Genomic DNA, 25,926 nt, shown 5'->3' on the forward strand with positions numbered 1-25,926 from the left:
GGTAGAGGTGTTCAACCCCGCGTCATCGCCACCGGTTTCGTCGCGATGAAGCGCACGAGCGTCGACTCCAGCCAATATGACTCATTGCCACGCGCCTCGCGCACTCGAGTCGGTGTAAGGCTGGATTCCTGTACGTCGAAGCCGGCGAATGCCTCACTCAGCGCGCGCTGCGCTGTCGTCGAAGTGACTTGGCTCTCGAGTAAGGCCGGCCGCCGTGCTCCGTCGTCCATACGTTCCGCCCGGTCAGCAACGACCCCGATGGCAATGGCGCCACCGCCAGCAGTCGCGCGCGCGATCCGATCTAACAGACGCCGGATTGCTGACACGTCCGGGAGATGTTCGATCGCAGAGAACGCAAGAACGAGGTCTGCCGGGCGGTCGAACTCGAAGTCGAGCAGGTCTGCTGCGACCGCGCGCAGAGTCGTTTGGACACCCTCGGGAACCGACGCCTCGAGCCGCCGCAGGGCCTCCGGTAGCAGATCGACCGCCACGACCTCGGACCCCTTGGGAAGCAGGCGGAGCATCGGGATGGTGTGTCTCCCGATTCCCGCACCGAGGTCGTACGCCACCAATGGGCGATCTTTCCGGACGTGCACGAGCACATCGTCGAGAAGCCCGCTGGGTCCGGCGAGCCACGTTCCGGGTTGTCCCAGCGAGGCCGAGGCGTAGAGCTCTCGGTGGTATCGAACCGTCTCGCGACGCGCCTCCTCGAACCCGTTCTCGGACATCAGGCGTTCAGGCCTCCGGCTCGCCGCCGATCAGGCCACGCAGCCAGTCGCGCGCCTCGATGAACACGGCGTCCGCGTAGCGCGGGTCGTAGTCGACCGGAACACGGTCGGCACGCGGATACGAGCCAAGGAAGTTGATGTTCGGGCTGAACCGGAACAGGCCGAGCAGGGCATCCGCCACCCGTTCGTCCTTCACGTGGCCGTCGGCATCGATGACGAACCGGTACCGCCCGAGCTCGTCGCCGATGGGCCGCGACTCGATCAGGCTGAGGTTCACGCCACGCGTGGAGAACTGCTCGAGCATCTCGACCAGCGTTCCGGACTGGTCGGAAGGCAGCTCCACGATGAGGCTCGTCTTGTCGGCGCCGGTCGGCTCCGGGATGCTCCGCGTGCGGCTGACGAGCGCGAACCGCGTCACCGCGTTCGGGTTGTCGATGATGTTCTCGGCCAGCAGCTCGAGGTCATAGTGATCGACGATCGCCGGCGGGGCGATCGCCGCGTCGGCCGGGCTGATCGGGGTGCCCGAGGCATCCGTCTCCAACAGCGAGATGGCTGCCGCCACGTTGCTCGAGGCAGGCATGTAGTCGTGCGCCGGCAGGTGCGCGCCGAGCCACTCTTTGCACTGTCCGTACGCGACCGGATGCGCAGCCACGGTCTTCACGTCCGCCAGCTTCGTTCCCGGCCGCCCGACCATGACGAATCCGACCGGCACCAGGTACTCGCCGATGATCCGCAGCTCCGGGATGCGCGCGAGGGCATCCTGGGTGGCGGAGACCCCGCCCTCGATCGAGTTCTCGATCGCGATCATCGCCGCGACGCTGCGGCCAGTGACCACATCGTCGAGCGCCTCGCCGACATTGTTGACCGCACGCCACGGCTTGCCCTGCGCCTCGGGAACCTGCGCGAGCGCGGCCTCGGTGAAGGTGCCGGACGGCCCGAGAAAGCTGTAGGTCTGCGTCGACTCGCTGGGCATCTCCGAGCGGCTTTCGGTGCTGGCATCGGGCATGGTGGAAGCCTAATGGTCGCCGCGGCAGCGCCCCGACACGCGACGAGACGCGGTCCGGTGTCAGACTTGGTCGCATGTCGGATCGCGCAGGCACTCCAGCAACAGAAGCAGACCTGATCGATGTGGAGGCGCTCGTTCGCGCCTACTACGAGCTGAAACCGGATGCCTCAGTGCCGGAGCAGCGGGTCGTGTTCGGCACCAGCGGTCACCGCGGCAGTGCGTTCGACACGGCCTTCAACGAGGACCACATCGCTGCCGTCACGCAGGCGATCGTGGAGTACCGGCAGTCGCAGGGCACGACAGGACCGCTCTTCATCGGCGCCGACACCCACGCCCTCAGCATGCCGGCCCAGACCACGGCCCTCGAGGTGCTCGTCGCGAACGGGGTCGACGTGCTCATGGACGAGTACGACGACTACACGCCGACACCGGCTGTCAGCCACGCGATCATCGCCCACAACCGGGCCCACCCCGACGGCGCGCAGGCCGACGGCATCGTCGTCACGCCGAGCCACAACCCGCCCCGCGACGGCGGCTTCAAGTACAACCCGCCGCACGGCGGGCCGGCCGACACGGATGCCACGAGCTGGATCGCGAACCGTGCCAACGAGCTCATCGCCGACGGCTTACGCGGCGTCAACCGGGCGGAGCCGAGCGGTGTCGCCACCTACGACTTCCGCGAGCACTACGTGGACGACCTGCGGAACATCATCGACGTGGATGCCATCAAGAACGCCGGCGTGCGCATCGGCGCCGATCCGCTCGGCGGCGCGAGCGCCCACTATTGGTCGCTGATCGGCGAGAAGTACGGCCTCGACCTCACGGTCGTGAACCCGGCGATCGATCCGCAGTGGGGATTCATGACGCTGGACTGGGACGGGAAGATCCGCATGGATCCCTCGAGCCCGTCCGCCATGGCATCCGTTCTGAAGCACAAGGACGACTTCGACGTACTCACCGGCAACGACGCGGACTCCGACCGGCACGGCATCGTCACGCCCGACGGCGGGCTGATGAACCCGAACCATTACCTCGCCGTAGCCATCCAGTACCTCTACACGCACCGGCCCGATTGGCGATCGGATGCCGCGATCGGCAAGACCCTGGTGTCGTCCTCGATCATCGACCGCGTCGCCGACTCGCTCGGCCGGCAGCTGTGGGAGGTACCGGTCGGGTTCAAGTGGTTCGTGCCGGGCCTCGTCGACGGCTCCGTCGCGTTCGGCGGCGAGGAGAGCGCCGGCGCATCGTTCCTGCGCATGGACGGCACCGCGTGGACGACCGACAAAGACGGCATCCTGCTCGCCCTGCTGGCCAGCGAGATCATCGCCGTCACGGGCAAGAGCCCCTCGCAGCTGTACCGCGAGCTCACGGAACAGTTCGGCGATCCGGTCTATCAGCGGGTGGATGCCGCGGCATCCAAGGAGCAGAAGGCGAAGCTCGGCAAGCTGGACGGCGACGCCATCACCGCGACCGAACTCGCGGGCGAGAACATCACCGCGAAGCTCTCCCGCGCCCCCGGCAACGACGCCCCGATCGGCGGCGTGAAGGTCGTGACCGAGAACGCCTGGTTCGCCGCCCGCCCCAGCGGCACCGAGGACGTCTACAAGATCTACGCCGAGTCGTTCCTCGGAGAAGACCATCTGCGGCAGGTGCAGTCCGAGGCGAAGAGCATCGTGGACGCCGCGATCGCCTAGCCGCCCCTGCACCTGAACCAGCCCAAAACAGGCATGATCGCGCTCTCCGCGCGAGAACAGGCAGATCCCGCCTGTTCTCGCGGGATCTGCCTGTTCTCGGCCGACCGGGTTCTCGGCCGGCCGGGCTACGAGATCTTCTTCCGGTAGATCACCTGGGCGAACACGTACGCGACGACCAGGATCCCCACCAACCACGCCAGCGCGATCCAGATATCACTGCCCACAGGCTGCCCGGCGAACAGGGCGCGGATCGTGTTCACGATCGGCGTCACGGGCTGATATTCCGCGAACCAGCGCACCGGGCCAGGCATGGTGCTGGTGGGCACGAACGCCGAGCTGATGAACGGCAGGAAGATGAGCGGGTACGAGAAGGCGCTCGCGCCGTCCACGCTCTTGGCGGTCAGGCCGGGAATCACGGCGACCCAGGTGAGCGCGAGCGTGAACAGGATCAGGATGCCCGCCACGGCCAGCCAGGCGCCCACGTTCGCCCCGGTTCGGAAGCCCATCAGAAATGCGACCCCCATCACTACCGCCAGCGAGATGACGTTGGCGACCAGCGACGTGAGCACATGCGACCAGAGCACGGAGGACCGCGCGATCGGCATGGACTGGAACCGTTCGAAGATGCCGCCTTGCATGTCCTGGAACAGCCGAAAGGCTGTGTAGGCGATGCCCGAGGCGACGGTGATGAGCAGGATGCCCGGGAGCTGATAGTTCACGTAGTTGCTGGAACCGGACTGGATCGCTCCACCCAGCACATACACGAACAGCAGCATGAGTGCGATCGGGGTGATCACCGTCGTGATGATGGTGTCGAGGCTGCGCGTGATGTGCTTGAGCGTGCGCCCGGTGAGCACCGCGGTGTCGCCGAAGAAGTGCGACCCGGTGGATGCCCGCGATCCGGTCGCGAACTGCGTTGTCGTCGTTGTCATGGTCCTCGCCTACTTCTGGTTCGCGCCGGCGCGGACGCCGGACTTGTTCTGGTCGTTGCTGGTGCCGGCATCCGCCGGCTCGTCGCCCTTGTCGCCGACGATCGCGAAGAAGACGTCTTCGAGGCTGGGCTGCTTCTCGACGTACTCGACCTTCGCCGGCGGCAGCATGGCCTTCAGCTCGGCGAGCGTGCCGTCGACGATGATCCGGCCCTTGTGCAGGATCGCGATGCGGTCGGCGAGCTGTTCGGCTTCGTCGAGGTACTGCGTGGTGAGCAGCACGGTTGCGCCGCCCGCGGCGAGCTCCCTGACGGCATCCCACACCTCGATACGCGCCTCGGGGTCGAGGCCCGTTGTCGGCTCGTCGAGGAAGATGACCGGCGGGTTGCCGATGAGGCTCATCGCGATGTCGAGCCGGCGCCGCATGCCTCCCGAATAGGTCGAGACGCGTCGGCCGCCCGCGTCGGTCAGCGAGAACCGCTCGAGGAGCGTGTCGGCAACCCGCTCGGGCTGCTTCACGTGACGCAGCCTCGCGATGAGCACCAGGTTCTCGCGTCCGCTGAGGATCTCGTCGACGGCGGCGAACTGGCCGGTCAGGCTGATCGACCTGCGCACATCGGCGCCCTGCTTGAACACGTCGTATCCGATGACGCTGGCGGTACCACCGTCGGCGTGCAGCAGCGACGACAGGATGCGGATCGCCGTGGTCTTGCCCGCCCCGTTGGAGCCGAGCAGCGCGAAGATGCTTCCCTGTGCCACGTCGAAGTCGACGCCGCGCAGCACCTCCAGCTTTCCGTAAGACTTCACCAGGCCCTGCACGTGGATCGCAGGGGACTGGATTGCGGTGGTTGTCATGGTGGTTTCCTTCTCTCTCGTCGTCGCCCCCGTTTTCGGGCGCGACGATCACCGCCCACCTCGGGCGGTACCTGTGGTGTGGTGTGGTGTGGTGCTAACCCAGCGGGCGACGGATGGTGATGGAGGCGTAGTCCGCGTGCGCCGTGATGGCCACGGTGCGGTCGGTATCGACCGGAGCGGACGCCGCCTCGAGCTCGTTGCGCACCTGCCCGTGCCGTGAGGCGATGTCGAGCCATGCGGCGGTGCCCTCGGGCACCCCGACCTCGATGGAGCCGTAACCTCCGTCGATCTTGACCTCACCCGTGCCGACCCGGTCGATGCGCACCTCGCCGTGTGCGCACTTGATCTCGGCCGAGCCGTTCAGCTGTTCGATCACGACGTTGCCCGTTGTGGACTTCACCGTGAGTGGTCCTTCGACGTCGCCGAAGGTGGTGTTGCCCGTCGTGTTCTTGACGTTCCCCTCGCCATCCAACGTGCCGACCCGAATGGATCCGGCGCCGTTCGTGACCTGCAGCGGACCGAAGATCCGACCCGCCTGAATCGAACCGGCGCCGCTGTGCAGCGTGGTCCTGCCGGCCTGCTCGATCCGGAGTTCGCCTGCTCCGGTACGGGCGATGCAGAAGCCGAGCACGCCTTGGGTCTCGACGTTGCCTGCGCCGAGCTTGGCGTCAAGACTCGAGCCGGTCGGCACGGTGATGTCCACGGTCAGCCGCGGGCTGCCGCTGAACCAGGTGTAGTAGCGCAGTGTGCGGGCGATGCGCAGGCCGAGCACGCCGTCGACGAAGTCCACGCTCACCTCGCCGAGGGCTCGCACGTCGTCCTTCTTGGTCGGATCGCCGGCCTGGATCGACACGGTCGTCGTCTTCGTGTCGGCGGCCGTGACCGTCAGGCTGACGACGACGAGCATGTCGAGCACCACCTGGATGGGCTCCGGTGTTTCGTACTCCGTGTTCATGATGGCTCTCCCCTGCGTATTCGAGATGGCCTGACTCGAGGTGGAAATGATGGATGCTGCGCTGCCGCCGGATTCCTTGCTCACCTTCGTCACCGAACCCATCCGGTGACGCGCTTGCCGCTGGTCTCCCGCGCAACGGGCCGCGAGGCTCCGCCGTCCAGCGCGGCGGCTACCGTTCGCACCAGCCAGGTGTTGACGGAAACCCCGGCGTGCGCGGCGGCGGCTTCGACGCGCGCCTTGAGCTCATCTGGAAGGCGCAACGTGGTGCGCGTCGTCGACGCGTCCTCGCCCTCCACTGCGGCTGGTGCGGTTGGTGCTTGTGCGGCCGCCGGGGTGACCGACTCCGACCACTCCGGAGCCTGGATCACGACGAATTCGGGCTCGCGACCACGCAGGCGAAGATCGACAGAGCCCGGTGTCAGCTCGGTCGTGATCTCACTCGCAGCCGCGCTCAGCGCTTCGATCAGCATGAGCCGCGCGGCCGCGTCGAGCGCCGTCGTCAGGCGCTCGGCGGTCTCACGCGTCTCGTCCGTGCCTGCGGCGGCCGCCGCGACGAGCTGACGCTGGAGTTCTTCGACATAGGTTTCCAACTGCATGACACCATGGTGACACCATGATGGTGTCACGTCAAGCGTTCGTGTGAACCAGATGACACCACTTGGTGTCACTCGCGGCCGCTACTTGGATGACGTCGGCGAGGCCGTCGGCGGCAGCGCAACGTGCCAGAAATGGCCCGATGCGCCGGGGTACTCCTTGTCGAGCACGTAGTCGAGGTCGCGATACTCGGTGTCCTTGTTGTGGCCGGCCATCTTGATGTCGACGTGCTTCTTGCCGTCAACGGTGGTGTCGATGACCTTGCTCACGATCTCGACGTGGTCGTACTCATCGGTTCCGGCCCAGGAGAACACCACGATGTCGCCGACCGCGATCTTCGAGCGTTCGTCGAACGGGTACTCCGTGAGGCCGAGCGACTTCGCATTCGCGGCGAAGTAGTTGTCCATCGCCGGAACGTAGCCCCATGCCGGGCTCCATTCCTCCGCGGCGTCGTAGTTGTACCACTGGTCGTTCATCTTCCAGCCTCGCGCGATCAGCGTCTGACTGACGAAGTTGGCGCAGTCGCCGCCGACGGGATTCAGGTCGCCGTAGACCTTCGTGTTGTAGTGGTCCCAATGCGCGAGCGCGTAGTCGAGCTGCTTCTGAATCGGCGCGGGAAGCGGGGCGGGTCGGGCGGCGCATCCGGCGAGCGCGAGCACGGCGACCACCGAGAAACCGGATGCGACCCGCCACCATCTGCTTCGCCGTCTCGTCTGCGCCACGCCGTCGACGTTATCGATCGGGCCCTGTGCGTTGGCTCGGCGTGCCGCCCTCTGAGCGGACGCTGAGGTCGGCCATCGACATAACGGATGCACAACGGCTCGCTTATCGGATAGACAGACCAGTTGCCGTTTGCGGCGCGCCATTATATTCTCTGTTGACGTTTCGCCCAGCGGGGGGTCACCGAGCGAACGAGGCAGCCGTGACGGATCAACTGACACACGATCCTGTCGTCGGCGACGGCGCGAACGAGCCGGAGTCGCCGGACGCGACGCGCACGCGTCTTGCCGAGACGCTCCAGGCGACGAGCAAGCCGAAGCGCAAGCGACGGTTCCTCTGGCTCTGGATCGCCGGCGGCGCGCTCGTCGTGCTGCTAGGTGCGGCGCTCACCCTGCTGATCGCTCCGGGAACGACCGTCGCCGGGGTTCCCGTGGGCGGACTGCCGCCGAATATTGCGGCGAACATGGTCTCACAGCGCCTCGCTGACACGACCATCAGCGTGAACGGCACCAGGATGACCGGGCGCGAGCTCGGCGTGCAGGTCGACGCCGCCGGACTCACGAACCAGGCACTCGCCGACCGGCCGCTGTGGAACATCGGCGCCTGGTTCGGCGCTCCGATTCAGGCGCCCGTGACGCTCGAGACAGGCAAGGCCGACAAGGTGCTGCAGCAGGCGCTCCCCGCCCTGTACACGAAGCCGACGGATGCCACTGTCTCATTCGCGAACGGCGCCTACGTCGTGAAGCCGGCCGCGCCCGGCATCCGGGTGAACACGGCTGCGCTCGCGCAGTCGCTCCAGAAGTCGTTCAGCCGCGACATCGACCATGTCGCCGTGCGCACGACGAAGACAGACGCCCTGCCACCGATCAGCACGGCCACCGCCGAGGCGACCGCCAAGAAGCTCAACGGCATGCTCGCCACGATCGGCTTCTACGTGGGCACGGAGCGCACCGTGCCGGTCGCGCCGGACGTCGCCGCCTCGTGGCTGACCGTGACATCGAACGACAGCACGGGGAGCTTCTCGATCGCGGCCGATCAGAAGAAGATCCAGACTGCGGTCGACGCGCTGCCCGGCCAGGTGAACCGGCAGCCGGCGAACGCCCAGGACGTCGTCGACGCCACCGGCGCGGTGCTGCGGGTCGACACGGCCGGCCAGACCGGCCGCACGCTCGGGAACACCAGCATGGTGGCGCGGTCATTCGCCACTCAGCTCAGCGACGGCAACGCCGAGTACCGCCTGCCGGTGACGGAGACGCCGTTCCAGACGACGAACCTTCAGCGCAGCATCGAGGTGAACCTCAGCTCGCAGCGCCTCTACATGATGCAGAACGGCGCTGTCGTCGGCTCATGGGCCATCTCGGCGGGGCTTCCGGGAACCCCGACACCGACCGGCCACTTCACCGTTCGCGACCACATCAGGGTTCAGACGATGTCGAGCACGCAGTACGGCTACGTCGTGCCGGACGTGCAGTGGGTCATGTACTTCGACTACAACGGCGACGCCTTCCACGGCGTGTACTGGCACAACAACTTCGGGCATCCGATGAGCCACGGATGCGTCGGCATGCCGATCAGTCTCGCCGAGCAGCTCTACGACTGGACGCCGGACGGCACCGACGTCTACGTGCACTATTGACCGCTTCGCCTCCACCGCGGCTCGAGCAGCGACCCTAGCCGCGCAGGCTGCCCCGATCAGCGGGTCAGGTGCCAGAAGTGGCCGGTCGCGCCCGGGTGCTGCGTCGTGATCGTCTCGTCGAGGTCGCGGTACGCGTAGTCGTCGTTATGGCTGGCCAGCTCTATCTTGTACTGGCCGTTCACCTTCGTGATGCGGTCGACGACCTCGACGTGGTCGGGCGAGCCGTCGCCGTCCCAATCGAAGACGGCGATGTCGCCGAGCGCGACCTTGGCGCGGTCGGCCTGCGAGAAGCTGAGCTGTTCGAGACCGAGGCTTGCGGCGTTCTCGGCGAAGTAGTCATCCATCGCGGGAACGTAGCCCCACGCCGGACTCCAGTCGTCGCCCGCCTCGTGGTTGTACCAGTCGTCGTTCATGGTCCAGCCGCGAGCGATCAGCGTCTGGCTGACGAAGTTGGCGCAGTCGCCACCGTCGGGGTTGAGGTCGCCGTACTCGGCCGTGTTGTAGTTCTGCCAGTGCGCGAGCGCGTACTCCAACTGCGCGGCCACGCCGCCCGCCGCCGTGTACTCCAGAGCACCCGGCTTGGTCGCGATCGTCTTGCCCGTCTTGCCGATCAGCTTCAGGCCCACTGTCGCGGGCTGATAGTTGGCCGCGGCCGGCGCCTGGGCGACGACCTTGTCGGCGCTCGCTGAGAGCACGCGCACACTCGCCGAACCGAACGCCACGGCCTTGACGTTCTGCAGGTCAGTGCCCGTGATCGTCACCTTCTGGCCCACGACGGATGCCTGCGCCGGCGACACGGCCATCACCGAAGGCGACGAAGCAGCGGTGTGCTCCGCGGCGCGCGTGGCGTCGGCGGTGCGAGCGGTGTGCGCCGTGCATCCGGCGAGAACGAGCGCGGACGCCGCCGCCACAGCGAGCACAGCCGCCCGCACACCGCGGACGCGGCGCCCGGAAGCGCGAGGAATGCGGGAGCGGATGCGTGTGTGCGACTCATTCGGGGGGTACGACATGGCGTGATCGACGGTACCGCGTGCGCCTTGGAATGCTCGGTGGGTCCTGTATGGACTCGCCCGCGAGAACTCAGGAACTGCTATGGTTCGACGCGCACACTTCTCGGGTGTAAATTTGCAGTCACCGCAAATTTCTCAGCACCGACAACTCTTCACACGCCAACGACGGCGGAGACCGCCGTTCGGCCCGTCTTCGCTTTCGTGTCGCCACCAGCTGTTTCAGCAGAAACGTACGGGATCAATGTCAGAAGCCGCCACGTCAGCGCCGTCAGCGCCCAAAGCACCGATCATGACGCACCGTCAGATCCTCTTCGTGATCTTCGGCCTCATGGCGGGCATGTTCCTCTCCGCACTCGACCAGACCGTCGTCGGAACGGCCATCCGTACCATCGGCGACGACCTGCACGGCCTGAGCCTGCAAGCCTGGGTGACCACGGCCTACCTGATCGTCTCCACGATCGCCACGCCGATCTATGGGAAGCTGTCCGACATCTTCGGGCGCCGGCCGCTGTTCATCCTGGCGATCATCATCTTCGTGATCGGCTCGATCCTGTCCTCGTTCTCGCAGTCGATGATCGAGCTCGCCGTGTTCCGCGCCATCCAGGGCCTGGGCGCGGGCGGCCTGATGTCGATGCCGCTGGCGATCATGGGCGACATCCTCGCCCCGCGCGAGCGCGCCAAATACCAGGGCTACTTCCTCGCGGTCTTCGGCATCTCGAGCGTCGCCGGGCCGCTGATCGGCGGTCTCTTCGCCGGCGCGAACCAGATCCTGTGGATCGCCGGATGGCGCTGGGTGTTCCTCATCAACGTGCCGATCGGCATCATCGCGCTGTTCATCGTGATCGCGTTCCTGCACCTTCCGCGGCACAACCACCATTCGGTGCGCATCGACTGGTGGGGTGCGACCGGCGTGATCGTCGCCTTGGTGCCTCTGCTGCTTATTGCGGAGCAGGGCCGTGCCTGGGGCTGGGGCAGCCCCTCCGCGATCGCGTGCTATGTCATCGGCGCCGTCGGGGTGGTCGGCTTCATCATCGTCGAGATGCTGATGAAGGATGACGCGCTCATCCCGCTCAAGCTATTCCGCTCGAACACGTTCTCGATGGCCACGATCATCGGCGTTCTCGTCGGCTTCGGGATGTTCGGCGCCATGCTGACCATCCCGCTCTACCTACAGCTCGTGCTCGGGTCGAATCCGACCGAGAGCGGCCTCCAACTGCTGCCGATGATCCTCGGCCTGATGATCGCATCCATCACCAGCGGGCAGATCATCGCCCGCACCGGCCACTACCGGCAGTTCCCGATCCTCGGGACGCTGCTGCTCTCCGGCGGATTCTTCTGGCTGACCTTCATGAAATACGACTACTCGTACTGGTTCGCCGCCGGGGCGATGCTGCTCATCGGCCTGGGGCTCGGCCAGATGATGCAGACACTCACGATCGCCAGCCAGAACGCCGTGGGTCTGCGCGACATGGGCGTGGCGACGAGCGCGTCGACGTTCTTCCGGCAGATCGGTGGAACGCTGGGCACTGCCGTGCTCATCTCGCTGCTGTTCGCGGTGATGCCCACGAACATCCAGAGCTCCCTGAACGAAAAATCGACGCTGACCCCCGCACTCGAGGCGGCCTTCGATCCCTCAGTGGCGAAGGCTCCGGAGAACAAGGGCATCATGGGCACGATCTACAACCCGATCGTGAAGAACGTGACCACGGAGACGACCAAGGGTCTCCAGACCACGATGGACAAGGCGACCGCAGCCGCGAAGAGCGGTGTCGACGCTGCCGTGGCGGCGGGCAGGGTTCCCGCGCAGGCTCAGGCGGCGGCCGAGGCACAGGCCGTTCAGCAGACGCAGCAGGCCGTGATCACGCAGATCCAGAAGAAGGTGCCCGTCGCGCGGGTGGACTCGAACGGAACGGTCTCGCTCGACTTCTCGAACGCCTCGCAGCGCAACGACTTCGTCGACACGACGGTTGTGCCTGCGGTGCAGAAGCAGTTGAAGAAATCCAGCGGCTCCAAGGTGAACAGCAACGACATCAACGACACGTCGTTCCTGAAGAACGCGGACAAGCGGCTGGCCAAGCCGTTCCTCGTGGGCTTCAACGCCTCGGCGGTGACCGTCTACTGGGTGGCGATGTGCGTCGTGCTGCTCGCGTTCGTGCTGGCGCTGTTCTTCAAGACGCCGCCGCTTCGGGCGAAGTCGGCGCTGCAGGAGGCAGCCGACGACGAGGCGATGCTCGCCAACGAAGCGGCCACCGAGACAGGCTCGCTGGCGTTGCCCGACGAGGAGGCCGAACCGGGGCTCGTTCCGGTCGGCACCGTGTCCGTGGCCGAGACGAGCGCGGGCAACGAGTCGAGGCCCGAGCACGGCCGACACGCTCGGCCCGCTGCGGCCGACGCAGAGCAGAAGCACGAGCACCGCGGTCGGCACAGCGCCGGCCCCGGCGAAGTCGCGACGTCGTAGCACGCGGAGCGATCTGTCCCGTTTTCGTGCGCCGGAGGTGGGCGAGCGGGAGCAGCTGCGTGAGAGCGCGATCATTTTGTGACCCCTACGGGTCGCCCCTGCCACGGAATCGCGATAGGTTCGGGCGGGGAAGGGGCGACATGGGCGTGAAAGCGCAGGCGCAAGCGCCGACGCTCGAGATGGTGGCCGCGCGGGCCGGAGTCTCGCGCGCGACCGTGTCGAGGGTCGTGAACGGATCGCCCAAGGTGAAGCCCGACCTGCTCAAAGCGGTCAACGACGCCATAGCCGAGTTGAACTACGTGCCCAATCGCGCCGCGCGCTCGCTCGCGAGCCGGCGCACCGAGTCCATCGCGCTCGTCATCCCGGAGTCGACGACCCGTGTGTTCGCCGACCCGTTCTTCGCGCTGATCATCCAAGGCGTCGCCGTGTACCTCGCTACGACGGACTACACGCTCGGCATCGTCGTGGCATCCGAAGCCAATCCGGACAAGACACGCCGTTACCTCACCGGCGGCAACATCGACGGCGCGCTCGTCGTCTCGCATCACTCAGGCGACCACTCCTACGCTCGACTCGGCCGTGCCGTCCCCGTGGTGTTCGGCGGACGACCACTGCACAGCTATGACGGCGATGCCGACACCATCGAGAGCTTCTACGTCGACGTCGACAACATCGAGGGGTCCTTCAGCGCGACCGAGCACCTCATCGAACGCGGGCGCAGGAACATCGCCACGATCGCCGGTCCCGCCGACATGCCGGCGGGCTTCGATCGCGAACTCGGATGGCGACGGGCCATGACGAAGGCCGGGCTGGACACCACGCTGATCGAGTGGGGCGACTTCTCACCAGCATCCGGAGCCATGGCGATGCGCCGGCTGCTGGCTCGCAAAGTTCCCATCGACGCCGTTTTCGCCGCCAACGACCAGATGGCGCTGGGCGCGTACGCCGCGATCGCCGAGGCGGGGCTGAGCATTCCGGGCGACATCGCCGTGGTCGGATACGACGACGACGCGCTCGGATCGGCCGCGTCCCCTGCGCTCACCACCATGCACCAGTCGATGACCGAGCTCGGCGCGGCCATGGCCGAGAAGCTCGTGCGTCTGATCGAGGGCGATCCTGTGGAGCACGCGACCATCTTGAAGACCCGGCTGATCGTGCGCGGCTCGAGCTGAGCCGGATCGCTGCATCGGTAGAGTCATCCGGCGATCGACCGCACCCGCCTAGACGAAGGCGACGTCGGGCATCCCCCCGAAGCGGGCGCGCATGACGGCGATCGCCTCCGGGTTGCTGTCGACGAGCACGAAGCGGCGGTCCAGGGCCGCTGCCACTGCACCCGTCGTGCCGCTGCCGGCGAAGAAGTCGAGCACCCAGTCGCCGGGACGAGAGGATGCCTGCACCATGCGCCGCACCACCCCCTCCGGCTTCTGCGTGGGGTAGCCGGTCTTCTCCCTGCCGGTCGTGGTGACGATGGTGTGCCACCAGACGTCCGTGGGGAGTTTGCCGCGCGACGCCTTCTCAGCCGTGACGAGACCGGGTGCCATGTAGGGTTCGCGGTCGACGGACTCCGAGTCGAAGTGGTAGCCGCGCGGGTTCTTCACGTACACCAGGATCGTGTCGTGCTTCGCCGGCCACCTGCGCTTCGACTTCGCTCCGTAGTCGTACGCCCAGACGATCTCGTTGAGAAAGGATGCCCGCCCGAACAGCGCGTCGAGCAGCACCTTCGCGTAGTGGGACTCGCGGTAGTCGAGATGCAGATACAGGGTGCCGTCGTCGGCGAGCAACCGCCACGCCTCGATCAGCCTGGGCTCCAGGAACTCCCAGTAGTCGTCGAAGCGGTCGTCATAGCACAGCAGATCGCCGCGGATGCGCTCGTAGCCGCGACCCTGGAATCCGGCTATCGAGCCGGTGGCGTCGCTGCGCACCGCGGTCACCGTACGGCGCTCCTGCCTGCGACCGGTGTTGAACGGCGGATCCAGGTAGATCAGGGTGAACGCGGCATCCGGAAGCGTGGGCAGCACCGCCAGGTTATCGGCCTCGAACACGGTGTTCGGGCTGTCGGGAGACCACGCGGGCATTGCTCCATTGTCGCCGGTTCTCGCACCCTTGCCCGCCAGCTGTGCTTATGGTGGCGACATGAGTGCACAGGTGCGCGACGACCGGGATGCCTCCCGCTACGTGATCGAGCTGGGCGGCCAGATGGTCGGCGCTGCGTATTACAAGAGGTTCGACGACCACATCGTGTTCACGCATACCGAGGTCGACGAGGGGCACCAGGGAGAGGGACTCGCCGGCGATCTCGTGCAGGCGGCGCTGGATGACGCGCGCGGCGCGGGCCTGCGGGTCGTTGCGCTGTGCCCGTACGTGCGGTCGTGGATGCAGCGGCATCCGGAGTACCAGGACCTGCAGAAGGCGTCTCAAAGCGCCGGCTGAGAGTCAGCTCGCCGGGACTCCAGCCAGTCCCGGAGGCGCGGCAGCGGCCACGTCGTGACCACGCGGTCGGCGGGCACGCCTGCCGCCTCTGCACGGACCGCGCCGAGGGCGACGAAGGCGAGATGCCCCGGAGCGTGAGCGTCGCTGTCGATGCTGAACAGGCATCCGGCGTCCAGTGCCATCGCGATGAGGTCGTCCGGGGGATCCTGCCGTTCTGGACGCGAGTTGATCTCCACCGCGACGCCCTCCGCCGCGCAGGCCGCGAACACCTTCTCGGCGTCGAACTCGGACTGCGGACGGGTTCCGCGCGAGCCCTTCACCAGTCGCCCGGTGCAGTGGCCCAGCACGTTCGTCGCCGGATCGCGCACCGCGCCGAGCATGCGCGCGGTCATGGTCGCGGCGTCTGCTCGCAGCTTCGAGTGCACGCTCGCGGTGACCACGTCGAGGCGGCCGAGCATGTCGCGGGTCTGGTCGAGGGTGCCGTCTTCGAGGATGTCCACCTCGATTCCCCTGAGCAGCGTCACGCCGCCGTCTGCCGAACGGTTCCAGGCCTCGATGTCGGAGAGCTGCTGCTGCAACCGCTCGACGCTCAGGCCGTTCGCCACTGTGAGGTGCGGCGAGTGGTCGGTGATGGCGATGTACTCGCGGCCGAGGGCCGTGGCTGCATCCGCCATCGCCGCGATCGGCACGGTGCCGTCCGACCACTCGGTGTGCGTGTGCAGGTCTCCGCGCAGCTGCGCCGCCAGCGGAGAGTCGGGCCGCTCAGGGCGCGCGTCGCGCAGCGCGACGAGGTAGTCGGGCACGGCGCCCTCGACCGCCTGCGAGATCACCTGGAACGTTCGGTCGCCGATGCCCTTCGTGCGGGCGAGCCGACCGTCCGCGATGCGTTCGCGAAGCTGCGCATCCGTCATGCCATCGATCGCGGATGCCGCACGCCGGAACGCCTGCACCTTGAACCGCGGCGCGAGGTCGTACTCGAGCAGGAACGCGATCTCGTTCAGCGCGGCTTGGGGCTCCATCCGCCCATCATGCCGCGGGCGACGACGACGTGCGAAGGGTGATCTGCGGTCAGCGCAGCGGATTGCCGTCGGCATCGAGGCGGATGCGCACGGGGCCGTCGCCGAAAATGCCCTTGTCGCCGTCGCCGGGGACGGGTGCAGGAACGGGCAGACGAGCGCGTGCGTCGAGCTCGAGCTGTGCCTCGTACTTGGCCGGCGCGAAGACCTCGTCGCCGATCAGCAGAGCGCCGCCGCCCCTGGACGACCCGCCCTTGGAGGAGTTGCGGCTCTTGTCGCTGAGGTCGATCCAGCCGAGCCGATGGGCCACCCACAGCAGCACCCCGACGGCGACCACGCCGAGCAGTATCCACCAACCCACGCCGGTAGTATAAGCGAACGTCTAGGACCCGCTGGCACGGTGCGCCGCCGCGCTGGATGAGCGCTGGTGTCAGGGCACCCGGTAGAGCCAGTCGTCGGTGCCGAACTTCTCTGCGACGAGGCGCTCGGCATCCGCGTATTCGGCGTCGGTGATGTCGCCGGGGTGTGCGCCGTACAGCTCGGCGAACGTCTGCTTCATGCGGTCGATGATCTCCGCACGACTGAGACCACTCTGCGCCTTCAGCGGGTCCACGCGCTTGGCGGCGGATGCGATGCCCTTGTCGCTGATCTTCTCCCGGCCGATGCGCAGCACCTCGGTCATCTTCTGGCCGTCCATGTCGTAGCTCATCGTCACGTGATGCAGAACGGCACCGTTCTTGAACCGCTTCTGCGCCGCGCCGCCGATCTTGCCCTGCGGGCTGGCGATGTCGTTCAGCGGCTTATACGTGGCATCCACTCCCAGGGAGCGCAGGGCGACGAGCGCCCAGTCGTCGAGGTAGGCGTAGCTGTCGGCGAAGCTCATGCCCGAGACGAGGTCGCCCGGAACATACAGCGAATACGTGACTACGTTGCCCTTCTCCATCATCATGGCGCCGCCGCCGGTGATACGGCGCACCACGTCGAATCCGTATCGGGCGGCGCCTTCAGGGTCTACCTCGTTCTTCACGGACTGGAAGCTGCCGATCACCACGGCGGACTCGTCCCACTCCCAGATGCGCAACGTCGGACCGCGATGACCGGCCGCGAGCGAATTGCTCAGCGCCTCGTCGAGAGCGAGATGCAGGCGCGGTGGCACCGCCTTGGCGTGCACGATGGACCAGTCGTAGTCGCGCCACGCCGTCGCGTTGGAGAGCGATCGACGAACGGCGACGGCCACCGCTTCGGGCGAGAAGCCGAGCAGGGCGGCGTCCGCCGGGAGAGCACGACGGATGGCGTCCGCGATGGCGGCCGTGTCGGCCTCCGCCGAGAGGCCGTTCACCGCGGCGTCGATGGCCTCCAGCGCCGAGTCCGGCTCGAGGAAGAAGTCACCGGACAGGTGGAAGTCCGCGATCGCGCTGTCGACGACGTCGAAGTCGACGACGACCAGCTTGCCGCCGGGAACCTTGTACTCACCGTGCATGGTTCCACCCTACGGATGCGCGCCGGCGCTCCGCGCGATCAGACCCGGGCGGGGAACCGGGCATCCAGCCAGCGCACGAGGTCGCCGACGACCTCGTCGCGGTTCGTCTCGTTGAACACCTCGTGCCGCGCGCCCGGATAGATCACCAGCGTGGTGTCCGAGAAGCCGGAGCGGCGCTTGTAGGCGGCCACAAGCATCCGTGCGCTCGCCGGACCGCCGAGCGAGTCCTCCTCGCCGATCATGACGAGCAGCGGAACGTCGCGGATGCCCCGCGCGGGCCGCCCGTAGAGTCGCAGGCCGTCGACGACGCCGAACAGCTTCAGCACCTTCGCATCGAAGGTGAGGGGATCCGCGGCGAAGTCGGCAGCGACCTGCGGGTCCCGGCTCAGCCACTCGTATCCGGTGGTGCCGAGTGCCTTGTGGTGTTTGTTGAGGTCGCCCGCCTCCATGCGCAGCGGCGTGCGGTACGCGGTTCCGGTCAGAACGAGCGCGTCGACCTCCTCGGCGCGGCGGTTGACGAGCATCTGGGCCATGAGCGAGCCCCAGCTGTGCCCGAGGAGCACGAGCCGAACGCCCGGATTCTCCTTGCGGATGATCCCGCTCAGAGAGCGGATGTCGTCCACCGCCGCGCGCAGGCCGCCCGGGCCCAGCCGGCCCAGCTTGGAGTGGTCGCCGTTCCATTGGCCGAGGCCGGTCCGACCGTGTCCGCGCTGGTCGGCCGCGTACACCGAGAAGCCGTTCTCGTTCAGCATGTTCACGAGCGGCTCGTACCGGGTGGCGTACTCGCCGAGCCCGTGCACCAGGTGCACCACGGCTCGCGGATGCTCGACCCGCCACGCGTAGTACGTGACGGTCACACCCTGTTCGTCTTCGAAGCTCGGCACGGGGCGATTCTCGCAGCTAGACGGTCATGTCGCCCAGGGTCGGCTCACCGTTCGGCGCGTAGCGCAGCTGCACCACACCGTTCGAGGACGTCTCGGCCGGCGCCAGCAGTCTCAGGCTCGCCGGGACCGTGCCGTCCTCGAAGAGGCTCTTGCCCGTGCCGAGCACCAACGGATAGACCCAGAGCTTCAGCTCGTCGAAGAGCTGCGCGTCGAACAGCGTGCGGGCGAAATCGATGCTGCCGATGACATGCACGTTCCTGTGCTTGTCGCGTAGAGCATCCACATCGGCGAGCACATCGGGGCCCAGCTGCGTAGAGTCCTGCCAGTCGAGCTGCGGTGTTCCCCGCGACGCCACGTACTTCGGGATGCCGTCGAAGAGGCGTCCGATCACGCCCTCGGCGTCGCCGGTGGTGTGATGCGGCCAGTACCCGGCGAAGATGTCGTAGGTGCGGCGGCCGAGCAGCAGGGCGTCCATGCCCTCCATTCCCGCCATGACCCATTCGCCGACGGCCGGGTCGTTCAATGGGGCCTGCCAGCCGCCGAACCGGAAACCGTTCGACGGGTCCTCCTCCGGACCACCGGGCGCTTGCTGTACGCCGTCGAGGGTGCTGAACAGATCGATGGTGATGCGGCCCCGCTTCTCGTCGGAACTCATGAGGTCTCCCTTCGGGTGTCTGACCCACCCTTGTCGTCACGAAGCGTTGAACCTCATTGTCCGGCGGAACCGAACGGAGCGGAATACTTAGCCTGGCTAATTTGCTATGCTAAACATCATGACTCCGCCGATCTCGACCGCAGCACGGGCCGATACCTCTGCAGCGCCGACGATCTCCGGACCCGCGGCCGAAGTGCGCACCGAACCCGCCCCCCGGCGCATCACGACCCACGAGCTCTCCGGAAACCTGCGGGTCGCTGTCGCCCGGCTGTCGCGGCGCATCCGGGCCGAGAAGGCCGACGGGGCCCTGAGCGACGGCCAGTACAGCGTGCTCGCCCTGCTGCATCGCGAGGGCGAGAAGACGCTCAGCGAGCTCGCCGACCACGAGCGCGTGACGCCTCCTTCGATGAACCGCACCGTCAACAAGCTGGAGTCCGCGGGTTACGTGGTGAGGCGGGCATCCGCCGATGATCGACGCAAAGTGCTGTTCGTACCGACGGATGCCGGGCGTGACCTGGTGAAGGAGACACGGCGGCGGCGGGACGCATGGCTGGACCGTCGGCTGGCGAAGCTGCCCTCCGAGACGCGTTCGCTGCTGGCCGACGCGGCCGAGGTGATGCGGGAACTGGCCGACTCATGAGCGCGATGTTCCGATCGCTCTCGGCGGTGAACTATCGCATCTGGTTCGCGGGGGCCCTCGTTTCCAACGTGGGAACGTGGATGCAGCGCACCGCTCAGGACTGGATCGTACTGACTCAGCTCACCCACAACGACGCACTCGCGGTGGGCGTCGTGATGGCGCTGCAGTTCGGACCGCAGCTCATCCTGCTGCCGATCACGGGGTATGCGGCCGACCACCTGGACCGCCGCAAGCTGATGATGGCGACGCAGGGCGCGATGGGTCTGCTGGGACTCGGGCTGGGCATCCTCACCGTGACCGGCATCGTGCAGCTGTGGCACGTCTACCTCTTCGCGCTGCTTCTGGGCATCGTCGCCGCGTTCGACTCGCCGGCTCGTCAGACGTTCGTCGGCGACCTGGTCGGGCCGAAGATGCTGGGCAACGCGGTGGCGCTCAACTCGGCGTCGTTCAACGCGGCCCGACTGGTCGGCCCCGCCGTGGCCGGCCTCCTCACGGCTGCCGTCGGTGCCGGGTGGGTCTTCCTGCTCAACGCAGTCAGCTTCGCCGCGGTGCTCGCCTCGCTGAACTTCATGCGGCGCGACCGGCTGCATGTCACCAAGCGCGCCGCACGCTCCCGCGGCAGCCTCGTCGAGGGATTCCGCTATGTGCGCCGGCGCCCCGACCTGCTGACCATCTTCACGATGGTGTTCCTGGTCGGAACGTTCGGCCTGAACTTCCCCATCTTCGTCGCGAGCATGGCGAGCACGGTGTTCCATCAAGGTGCCGGCGAGTACGGCATCCTGTCGTCCGTCATGGCGATCGGATCGGTCGTCGGCGCCCTGCTGGCCGCACGGCGCGAGAAACCGCGCGGGTCGCTGCTCTCAGTGGCCGGCGTAGTCTTCGGTATCGGATGCGTCGCCGCGGCCGCCGCGCCCAGCTACTGGGCCTTCGGTGCGATGCTCGCCGTCGTGGGAGTGGCATCTCAGACGTTCAACACCACCGCGAACGGCGTCGTGCAGCTCTCCACCGATCCCGTGGTGCGTGGCCGTGTGATGGCGATCTACATGGCCATCTTCATGGGCGGCACCCCGATCGGCGCCCCCATCGTCGGCTGGGTGGCCGACGCGTTCGGACCGCGATGGGCGCTCGTGGTGGGCGGGGCATCCGGAATCCTGGCGGCGGCCGTCGGCGTGTACTACATGGTGCGCTACCGCGGGATGCGCCTGGCGTTCACCGAACGCCGGCTGCGGTTCACGTTCGCGCAGCCCACGCGCAGCATGGCGCTGGCCGAGATGGAGGGCGACGAGGCGGCCGCGCAGAAGGCGTAGGCATCCGCTCGCCCAAGCTCATCGCCTTCATCCTCGGCGATTGGCGGACGACGGATCCCGCGTCAGGTTGGGTCGGGACGCGCAGGAACGGGCGCCGACGGCCCGATCTCGACCGGCGATTCGCGCGGGGTGCGACGAACGGCTCCGGCCAGGAGCGCGGCGAGCATGAGGGCCGCGAACGGCGCGATCAGGGCAACGGTGACGCTCGTCGCGTTCGCCACGAATCCGATCAGCGCCGGGCCGCCGAAGATGCCCACGTAACCGAAGGTGAGCACGCGCGAGAGCACCACCCCGGAGTGCGGCTGGTTGCCGGCAGCGCTGAAGACCTGCGGAACGCATCCGCAGAGGCCGGCCCCGAGCAGAGCCCAGCCGGCGAGCGCGACCCACAGCGATGGGGCGACCAGCACGGCGGCGAGCCCGATCACACCGAGAAGCGCTCCGCCGCGCACGACCGCGACCGGACCCAGCACGGCGACGACGCGGTCGACGACGAGACGTCCGCCGGTCATCGCCACAGCGAATGCTCCGTATCCGAAGGCGGAGAGGCCGGCCGCCGCACCGAACGCCTGCGTCAGCTGCAGTGCACTCCAGTCGGTCGCCACACCCTCGGTGAACATGAGCAGCAGCGCGCACGCTCCGAGCATGACGGCGACCCGTGTCCATCGCACGGGAAGCCGCCGCGGTCGTGCGCTTGACGTCGTGGAATGGGCGGCATCCGCCGCGAACTCGGGCCAGCCTGCGGGGCCGAGGAGGATGTCGCCGGCCGCAGAGGGAGCCAGCACGCCCCCGGATGCCCGAGCGTCCTCGCCGACGGATGTCACGGCATCTGCTCCGCTCACGATGGAGCGCGGTCTGCTGGCCACCTCGACCGCGGGGCGCACCAGCCACCCGCCGGCGACAGAGACCGCGATCGTGCACAACAGAGCGGCGAGACCGAGCTGCGGGCGCACAGTCCAGCCGAGCGCGGCCGTGCCGAGCACAGCGAGCGCGCCGGCCGCGCCGCCCAGCGAGAAGAACGCGTGGAACGCCGACATGATCGGCTTCCCGTATGCGCGTTCCACGACGACCGCCTGCAGATTCATGCCGACGTCGTTCAGGCCCATGCCGAAGCTGACGATGGTCATGGCGCAGGCGAGCACGCCGGCATCCCCCGCGAACCCCATCGCCAGCACACCGAACGACGCCGTGGCGAGCCCCGCGATGCAGAGCACCACGCTGCCCGCCCGACCCTGGACGCGGCCGCCGACCTGGGCGCCGGCGACGATTCCGACCGAACTGATCAGGATGACCACTCCGAGGCCGCCCGCCGAGACTCCGGCGCCCGCCGCCACGAGCGGGATCGTGCCCGACCACATGCCCACCAAGAATCCGGCGGACGCGAAGACCGCGAAGACCGCGACGCGGGCGCGCCGCAACGCGGGACTCGGCGCCTTGCGGCCGCGCAACGTGTCGTACATGGTTCCTCCTCCGGCCGATCGGCGATCGGGTACATGCACACGTCGAATGACCTCAGCGGATTCCGACACGGCAGCCGGCCCGCCCGACGCCGACCGGCGGCCAACCAGACGACCAAGCGCTGGTAGCGTCCTCGCGATCGAACGTTTGAGTTCCGGTGTCGAACTTGCGGTCCGGGGGTGCCGTTATCCGCGACGGAAGCGACACATTCAGACCGCGATTTCGCGGCGTGCCTGGGCATTCGCTCGCGTGGGAAAGCGCTTTCTGGCAGGATGGAGAGTTGGCAGCATGATGGAGACGACAGCGCCATGACAGAGAGGTCGCCGATGCCAGAGACACATTCCGCTCCAGCGCCGCACGTGGTCATCACGGGAGTCGGCGGTTACGGGCGCCTGCATCTGGAGAACGCCCGTCGACTCGCGGCGGCCGGGCGCCTCGTCATCGTGGCCCTCGTCGACCCCGCCGTTGCCTCGCAGCGCGACAGCGATGGCGGCATCCCGATCTACGCCGACCTGACCGCTGCGCTGGCCCGGCACAGAGCCGACATCGTCATCGTCGCGACACCCCTCGACACGCACGAACGCCTCGCGGAGATCGCGATGCGCGCCGGCGCGGACGTGCTGCTCGAGAAGCCGCCGGTGCCCACGATGGCGGCGTTCGAGCGGCTGCTGGAGGTACAGCGCGAGACCCGGCGTGTCGTGCAGGTGGGCTTCCAGAGCCTCGGGTCCGCCGCCATCGCCGCCTTGAAGGATGACGCTCTCGACCTCGGCCTCACCGAACGAGTCAGCGCGACCGGCCTATGGAGCCGCAAGAAGTCGTACTGGGCACGCGCCAGGTGGGCCGGCCGGCGCACGCTCGACGGCCATGCGGTGGTCGATGGCGTTGCTACGAACCCGCTCGCGCACGCTGTCGCGACCGCGCTCCGCATCGCAGGCTACGACACCGCCGACTCCGTCAGCCGGGTCGAGACGGAGCTGTACCGGGCGAACGCGATCGAGGCCGACGACACGTCCGTCATCCGCATCAGCGGGCCAGGGCATCCGACCGTGACCTGCGTGCTCACGTTGTGCGCCCCACCCGAGTTGCATGACGAGCCAGATCGCGGCGCGACTGTGACCGTTCTCGGACAGCGGGCATCCGCCACCTTCTCCTACACGACGGATGTCGTCAGCGTCGGAGACGAGCAGCGCACGTTCCATCGCGCCGACCTGCTCGAGAACCTCATCGAGCATCGGCGCAGCGGCGCGGAGCTCATCGTGCCGCTTGTCTCGACCGGGGCTTTCATGCGCGTCGTGGAGGCGGTGCGGCGGGCGCCGGAGCCGACCAAGATCGATCCCCGCCAGGTGACATGGCACGGTGAGGAGGGCGACGAGTACCCCATCGTCGACCGCATCGTGGAGTCGGTGCGGGCGGCATCCGCGGCAGGCGTCACGTTCAGCGAGCAGGGCGTTCCGTGGGCCATGCGCGGCGTCGACCGCGTGATCGCCACGGCCGAGGTCGACGGCACGCTGGTGGCAGAAGAGGTCGACGGCGGCGGCACGATCGAGTTCTCAAGCCCGCATCCGTACCTGCATCCGGTGCGCACGCTGAGCGGTGTCACGGTCACGGCGACGCATCCGGCCGACCACGACTGGCACACCGGAGTGGGGTTCACGGTGCAGGATGCCGCAGGCGTCAACTTCTGGGGCGGCCGCACCTATGTGCGCGACAGCGGGTACGAGACGCTCGACGACCACGGGCGCATCGAAGTGGTGCGCACGGACCGGCTCGAGACCGGGCAGCTCGGGGACGGCGTCGAGCACGAACTCGTCTGGCGGGGTCCGGACGGCGAGGCGGTACTCGAGGAGCGGAGGAGCGTCCGCTGGCGTCCGATCGCGTTCGGGGGCGACCGGCACGCGTGGGCGCTCGAGGTCGATGTGCACCTCACGCCGGTCGCGAACGACGTGTCTCTCGGCAGCCCGGGCAGCAAGGGCCGCGCCGGCGCTGGATACGGCGGGTTCTTCTGGCGCTTCCCCGACTGCTCCGACGTGAGCGTCTTCACTCCGGATGCCTCTGGCGAAGACGACGTGAACGGCTCGGTGGCCGGATGGCTGGCCTTCAGCGCGCAGTTCACGGCCGGTCCCGAACACAACGGGCGGGCATCCGTCGTGCTCGCTGGCGGTGACGAGGTCACGGCGGCGGACCCGTGGTTCGTGCGCGTGCGGGACTACCCGGGAATCGGATCGGCCGTCGCCCGGGATGCCCGCACTCCAGTCCCAGAGGACGGCCTGACCCGAAGGTACCGCGCGGCCGTGGTCGACGGCAGCGTCTCGCCGACGGAGGCGGGCGAGCTCGCAACGCTCATCGGGGGGAGCCGATCATGACCGCGACGGCCGGTCCGGGGGCATCGAACCACGACACCTCGGCCCAGCGCGCCTCCGACCGGGCCGTGAAGCGTGCGCGAGTGCTCGACATCCTCGACCGCGCTGGCGAGGCGGACTCCGTTCTGCTGACGAGCGCCGCCGCCGTGTCGTGGTACCTCGACGGCGGCCGGCTCGGCGTGAGCCTGGCGGCCGATCCGATCGTCGCCGTGCGCGTCGCCCGCGACGCCGACGAGGTGTTCGTCACCTCGAACGAGACCGCGCGACTCGTCGCCGAGGAGTTACCCAGTGGCGTCGTCGTGCACGACCGTGCGTGGTTCGAGCCGCTGGCTGTGCTCGCTTCGGCAGGGGCGCTGCGCGAACAGGACGTGGATGCCGAACTCCGTGCAGCACGGGCCGTGCTGCTTCCGGGTGAGCGACAGCGCTTCCGCTCATTGAGCGCGGATGCCGCTAAAGCCGCCACTGACGTGCTACTCGACGCCGAGCCGACCTGGTCCGAGCGGCGGGTTGCGGCAGAGACAGCCCAGCGGCTCGTGGCTGTCGGCGCCGATCCGCTCGTGCTGCTGGTCGCGGGTGAGTCGCGGGCATCCCTCCCCCACCCGCTGCCCACGGATGCCCCGCTCGGCCGCCGCGCGATGCTCGTGATCTGCGCGCGCCGCGACGGGCTCATCGCGAACCTCAGCCGGTGGGTGTCGTTCGGGCCGCTCACCGAAGGCGAGCGCGATGCCGAACGGCGCATCCTGCAGGTCGAGGCCGCCGCGTTCGATGCGACGGTTCCGGATGCCCCGCTGAGCGACGTGCTCGCCACGATCGCGGCCGCGTACCGGGCCAACGGGTTCGACGCCGACCAGTGGCAGCGCCATCACCAGGGCGGTGCGGCGGGATACAACGGCCGTGACCCGCGTGCGACGCCGTCGACGACGGATCTCGCGCGACTCGGGCAAGCCTTCACCTGGAATCCGTGGGTGCCCGGCGCCAAGGTGGAGGACACGGTTTTGCTCGCCGGAACGCCTGAGGCGCCGGAGATCGAGCCGATCACGGTCGACGAGGGGTGGCCGACCATCCAGGTTGCAGGACGCGCGCGGCCGATCACGTTAGAGCAGTGAGGCGCGCC

24 protein-coding genes are annotated in these 25,926 nt (G+C 67.9%); 9 read left to right on the forward strand and 15 right to left on the reverse strand.

Annotation, left to right across the window (positions count from 1 at the left end):
- Positions 1-11: 11 nt before the first annotated feature.
- Both ACYVI5_RS16390 and pheA read right to left on the reverse strand, forming a co-directional pair.
- Positions 12-728 carry a class I SAM-dependent methyltransferase gene (locus ACYVI5_RS16390; protein ID WP_460581167.1) on the reverse strand — a complete coding sequence of 239 codons (717 nt, stop codon included), beginning with the start codon at positions 726-728 and terminating at the stop codon, positions 12-14.
- Positions 729-735: 7 nt separating this feature from the next.
- Entirely contained in the window at positions 736-1,734 is a 999-nt protein-coding gene (gene pheA / locus ACYVI5_RS16395; protein WP_460581168.1) for a prephenate dehydratase, read from the reverse strand.
- A 74-nt stretch (positions 1,735-1,808) separates the two neighbouring features.
- Between pheA and pgm the strand changes: the two genes are divergently transcribed.
- The gene (gene pgm / locus ACYVI5_RS16400) at positions 1,809-3,428 is read left to right on the forward strand and encodes a phosphoglucomutase (alpha-D-glucose-1,6-bisphosphate-dependent) (protein ID WP_460581169.1); all 1,620 of its coding nucleotides are present in this window, start codon (positions 1,809-1,811) and stop codon (positions 3,426-3,428) included.
- A gap of 125 nt (positions 3,429-3,553) precedes the next feature.
- On the opposite strand, the gene ACYVI5_RS16405 is transcribed toward pgm, so the two are convergent.
- The 5 genes from ACYVI5_RS16405 to ACYVI5_RS16425 form a co-directional block, all read right to left on the reverse strand.
- Complete coding sequence (locus ACYVI5_RS16405) at positions 3,554-4,360, reverse strand: ABC transporter permease (protein WP_460535016.1); 807 nt, start codon at positions 4,358-4,360, stop codon at positions 3,554-3,556.
- 9 nt (positions 4,361-4,369) lie between these two features.
- A complete protein-coding gene (locus tag ACYVI5_RS16410) occupies positions 4,370-5,212 on the reverse strand; it encodes an ABC transporter ATP-binding protein (RefSeq protein ID WP_460581170.1) in 843 nt (280 codons plus the stop codon).
- 94 nt (positions 5,213-5,306) lie between these two features.
- Positions 5,307-6,251: a DUF4097 family beta strand repeat-containing protein gene (locus ACYVI5_RS16415; protein WP_460581171.1), complete on the reverse strand. Its 945-nt coding sequence runs from the start codon at positions 6,249-6,251 to the stop codon at positions 5,307-5,309.
- A 5-nt stretch (positions 6,252-6,256) separates the two neighbouring features.
- Entirely contained in the window at positions 6,257-6,763 is a 507-nt protein-coding gene (locus tag ACYVI5_RS16420; protein WP_460535021.1) for a toxin-antitoxin system HicB family antitoxin, read from the reverse strand.
- Between the two features lie 81 nt (positions 6,764-6,844).
- The gene (locus tag ACYVI5_RS16425) at positions 6,845-7,483 is read right to left on the reverse strand and encodes an amidase domain-containing protein (RefSeq protein ID WP_460581172.1); all 639 of its coding nucleotides are present in this window, start codon (positions 7,481-7,483) and stop codon (positions 6,845-6,847) included.
- Between the two features lie 200 nt (positions 7,484-7,683).
- On the opposite strand from ACYVI5_RS16425, the gene ACYVI5_RS16430 reads away from it, so the two are divergent.
- Positions 7,684-9,117, forward strand: a complete 1,434-nt coding sequence (locus tag ACYVI5_RS16430; RefSeq protein WP_460581173.1) for a L,D-transpeptidase family protein — start codon at positions 7,684-7,686, stop codon at positions 9,115-9,117.
- Positions 9,118-9,173: 56 nt separating this feature from the next.
- Here ACYVI5_RS16430 and ACYVI5_RS16435 read toward each other — a convergent pair whose 3' ends face one another.
- Positions 9,174-10,127, reverse strand: a complete 954-nt coding sequence (locus ACYVI5_RS16435) for an amidase domain-containing protein (protein ID WP_460581174.1) — start codon at positions 10,125-10,127, stop codon at positions 9,174-9,176.
- Positions 10,128-10,416: 289 nt separating this feature from the next.
- Between ACYVI5_RS16435 and ACYVI5_RS16440 the strand changes: the two genes are divergently transcribed.
- Positions 10,417-12,585 carry an MDR family MFS transporter gene (locus tag ACYVI5_RS16440; RefSeq protein WP_460581175.1) on the forward strand — a complete coding sequence of 723 codons (2,169 nt, stop codon included), beginning with the start codon at positions 10,417-10,419 and terminating at the stop codon, positions 12,583-12,585.
- A 140-nt stretch (positions 12,586-12,725) separates the two neighbouring features.
- Complete coding sequence (locus ACYVI5_RS16445) at positions 12,726-13,757, forward strand: LacI family DNA-binding transcriptional regulator (protein WP_460581176.1); 1,032 nt, start codon at positions 12,726-12,728, stop codon at positions 13,755-13,757.
- Positions 13,758-13,805: 48 nt separating this feature from the next.
- Here the strand turns inward: ACYVI5_RS16445 and ACYVI5_RS16450 are convergent, their stop codons facing one another.
- On the reverse strand, positions 13,806-14,660 hold the full coding sequence (locus ACYVI5_RS16450) for a DNA-methyltransferase (protein ID WP_460535034.1): 855 nt from the start codon (positions 14,658-14,660) through the stop codon (positions 13,806-13,808).
- Between the two features lie 58 nt (positions 14,661-14,718).
- On the opposite strand from ACYVI5_RS16450, the gene ACYVI5_RS16455 reads away from it, so the two are divergent.
- Entirely contained in the window at positions 14,719-15,015 is a 297-nt protein-coding gene (locus ACYVI5_RS16455; protein WP_460535036.1) for a GNAT family N-acetyltransferase, read from the forward strand.
- Here the strand turns inward: ACYVI5_RS16455 and ACYVI5_RS16460 are convergent.
- The 5 genes from ACYVI5_RS16460 to ACYVI5_RS16480 all read right to left on the reverse strand — a co-directional run bounded on the left by ACYVI5_RS16460 (position 15,000) and on the right by ACYVI5_RS16480 (position 19,050).
- Positions 15,000-16,034 carry a PHP domain-containing protein gene (locus ACYVI5_RS16460; RefSeq protein WP_460581177.1) on the reverse strand — a complete coding sequence of 345 codons (1,035 nt, stop codon included), beginning with the start codon at positions 16,032-16,034 and terminating at the stop codon, positions 15,000-15,002. The two genes, ACYVI5_RS16455 and ACYVI5_RS16460, sit on opposite strands and share 16 nt — an antisense overlap.
- A 49-nt stretch (positions 16,035-16,083) precedes the next feature.
- Positions 16,084-16,392 carry a hypothetical protein gene (locus tag ACYVI5_RS16465; protein WP_460581178.1) on the reverse strand — a complete coding sequence of 103 codons (309 nt, stop codon included), beginning with the start codon at positions 16,390-16,392 and terminating at the stop codon, positions 16,084-16,086.
- Between the two features lie 69 nt (positions 16,393-16,461).
- Positions 16,462-17,511, reverse strand: a complete 1,050-nt coding sequence (locus ACYVI5_RS16470; protein WP_460581179.1) for a lipoate--protein ligase family protein — start codon at positions 17,509-17,511, stop codon at positions 16,462-16,464.
- A gap of 38 nt (positions 17,512-17,549) precedes the next feature.
- Complete coding sequence (locus ACYVI5_RS16475; RefSeq protein WP_460581180.1) at positions 17,550-18,395, reverse strand: alpha/beta fold hydrolase domain-containing protein; 846 nt, start codon at positions 18,393-18,395, stop codon at positions 17,550-17,552.
- Positions 18,396-18,411: 16 nt separating this feature from the next.
- Positions 18,412-19,050, reverse strand: coding sequence for a dihydrofolate reductase family protein (locus ACYVI5_RS16480; protein WP_460581181.1), 639 nt, complete (start codon positions 19,048-19,050; stop codon positions 18,412-18,414).
- A gap of 118 nt (positions 19,051-19,168) precedes the next feature.
- Between ACYVI5_RS16480 and ACYVI5_RS16485 the strand changes: the two genes are divergently transcribed.
- Together ACYVI5_RS16485 and ACYVI5_RS16490 are read left to right on the forward strand one after the other, a co-directional pair.
- Positions 19,169-19,690: a MarR family winged helix-turn-helix transcriptional regulator gene (locus ACYVI5_RS16485; protein ID WP_460535049.1), complete on the forward strand. Its 522-nt coding sequence runs from the start codon at positions 19,169-19,171 to the stop codon at positions 19,688-19,690.
- Positions 19,687-20,997 (forward strand): MFS transporter, encoded by a 1,311-nt coding sequence (locus ACYVI5_RS16490; protein ID WP_460581182.1) that lies wholly within the window; start codon positions 19,687-19,689, stop codon positions 20,995-20,997. The genes ACYVI5_RS16485 and ACYVI5_RS16490 overlap by 4 nt, the downstream gene beginning before the upstream one ends.
- A gap of 62 nt (positions 20,998-21,059) precedes the next feature.
- Here ACYVI5_RS16490 and ACYVI5_RS16495 read toward each other — a convergent pair whose 3' ends face one another.
- A complete protein-coding gene (locus ACYVI5_RS16495) occupies positions 21,060-22,454 on the reverse strand; it encodes an MFS transporter (protein ID WP_460581183.1) in 1,395 nt (464 codons plus the stop codon).
- A gap of 306 nt (positions 22,455-22,760) precedes the next feature.
- Between ACYVI5_RS16495 and ACYVI5_RS16500 the strand changes: the two genes are divergently transcribed.
- Positions 22,761-24,815 (forward strand): DUF6807 family protein, encoded by a 2,055-nt coding sequence (locus ACYVI5_RS16500; protein WP_460581184.1) that lies wholly within the window; start codon positions 22,761-22,763, stop codon positions 24,813-24,815.
- Positions 24,812-25,918 carry a M24 family metallopeptidase gene (locus ACYVI5_RS16505; RefSeq protein WP_460581185.1) on the forward strand — a complete coding sequence of 369 codons (1,107 nt, stop codon included), beginning with the start codon at positions 24,812-24,814 and terminating at the stop codon, positions 25,916-25,918. Before ACYVI5_RS16500 ends, ACYVI5_RS16505 begins: the two co-directional genes overlap by 4 nt.
- The last annotated feature ends 8 nt before the right edge of the window (positions 25,919-25,926 follow it).

This window comes from Humibacter ginsengisoli (assembly GCF_054780095.1).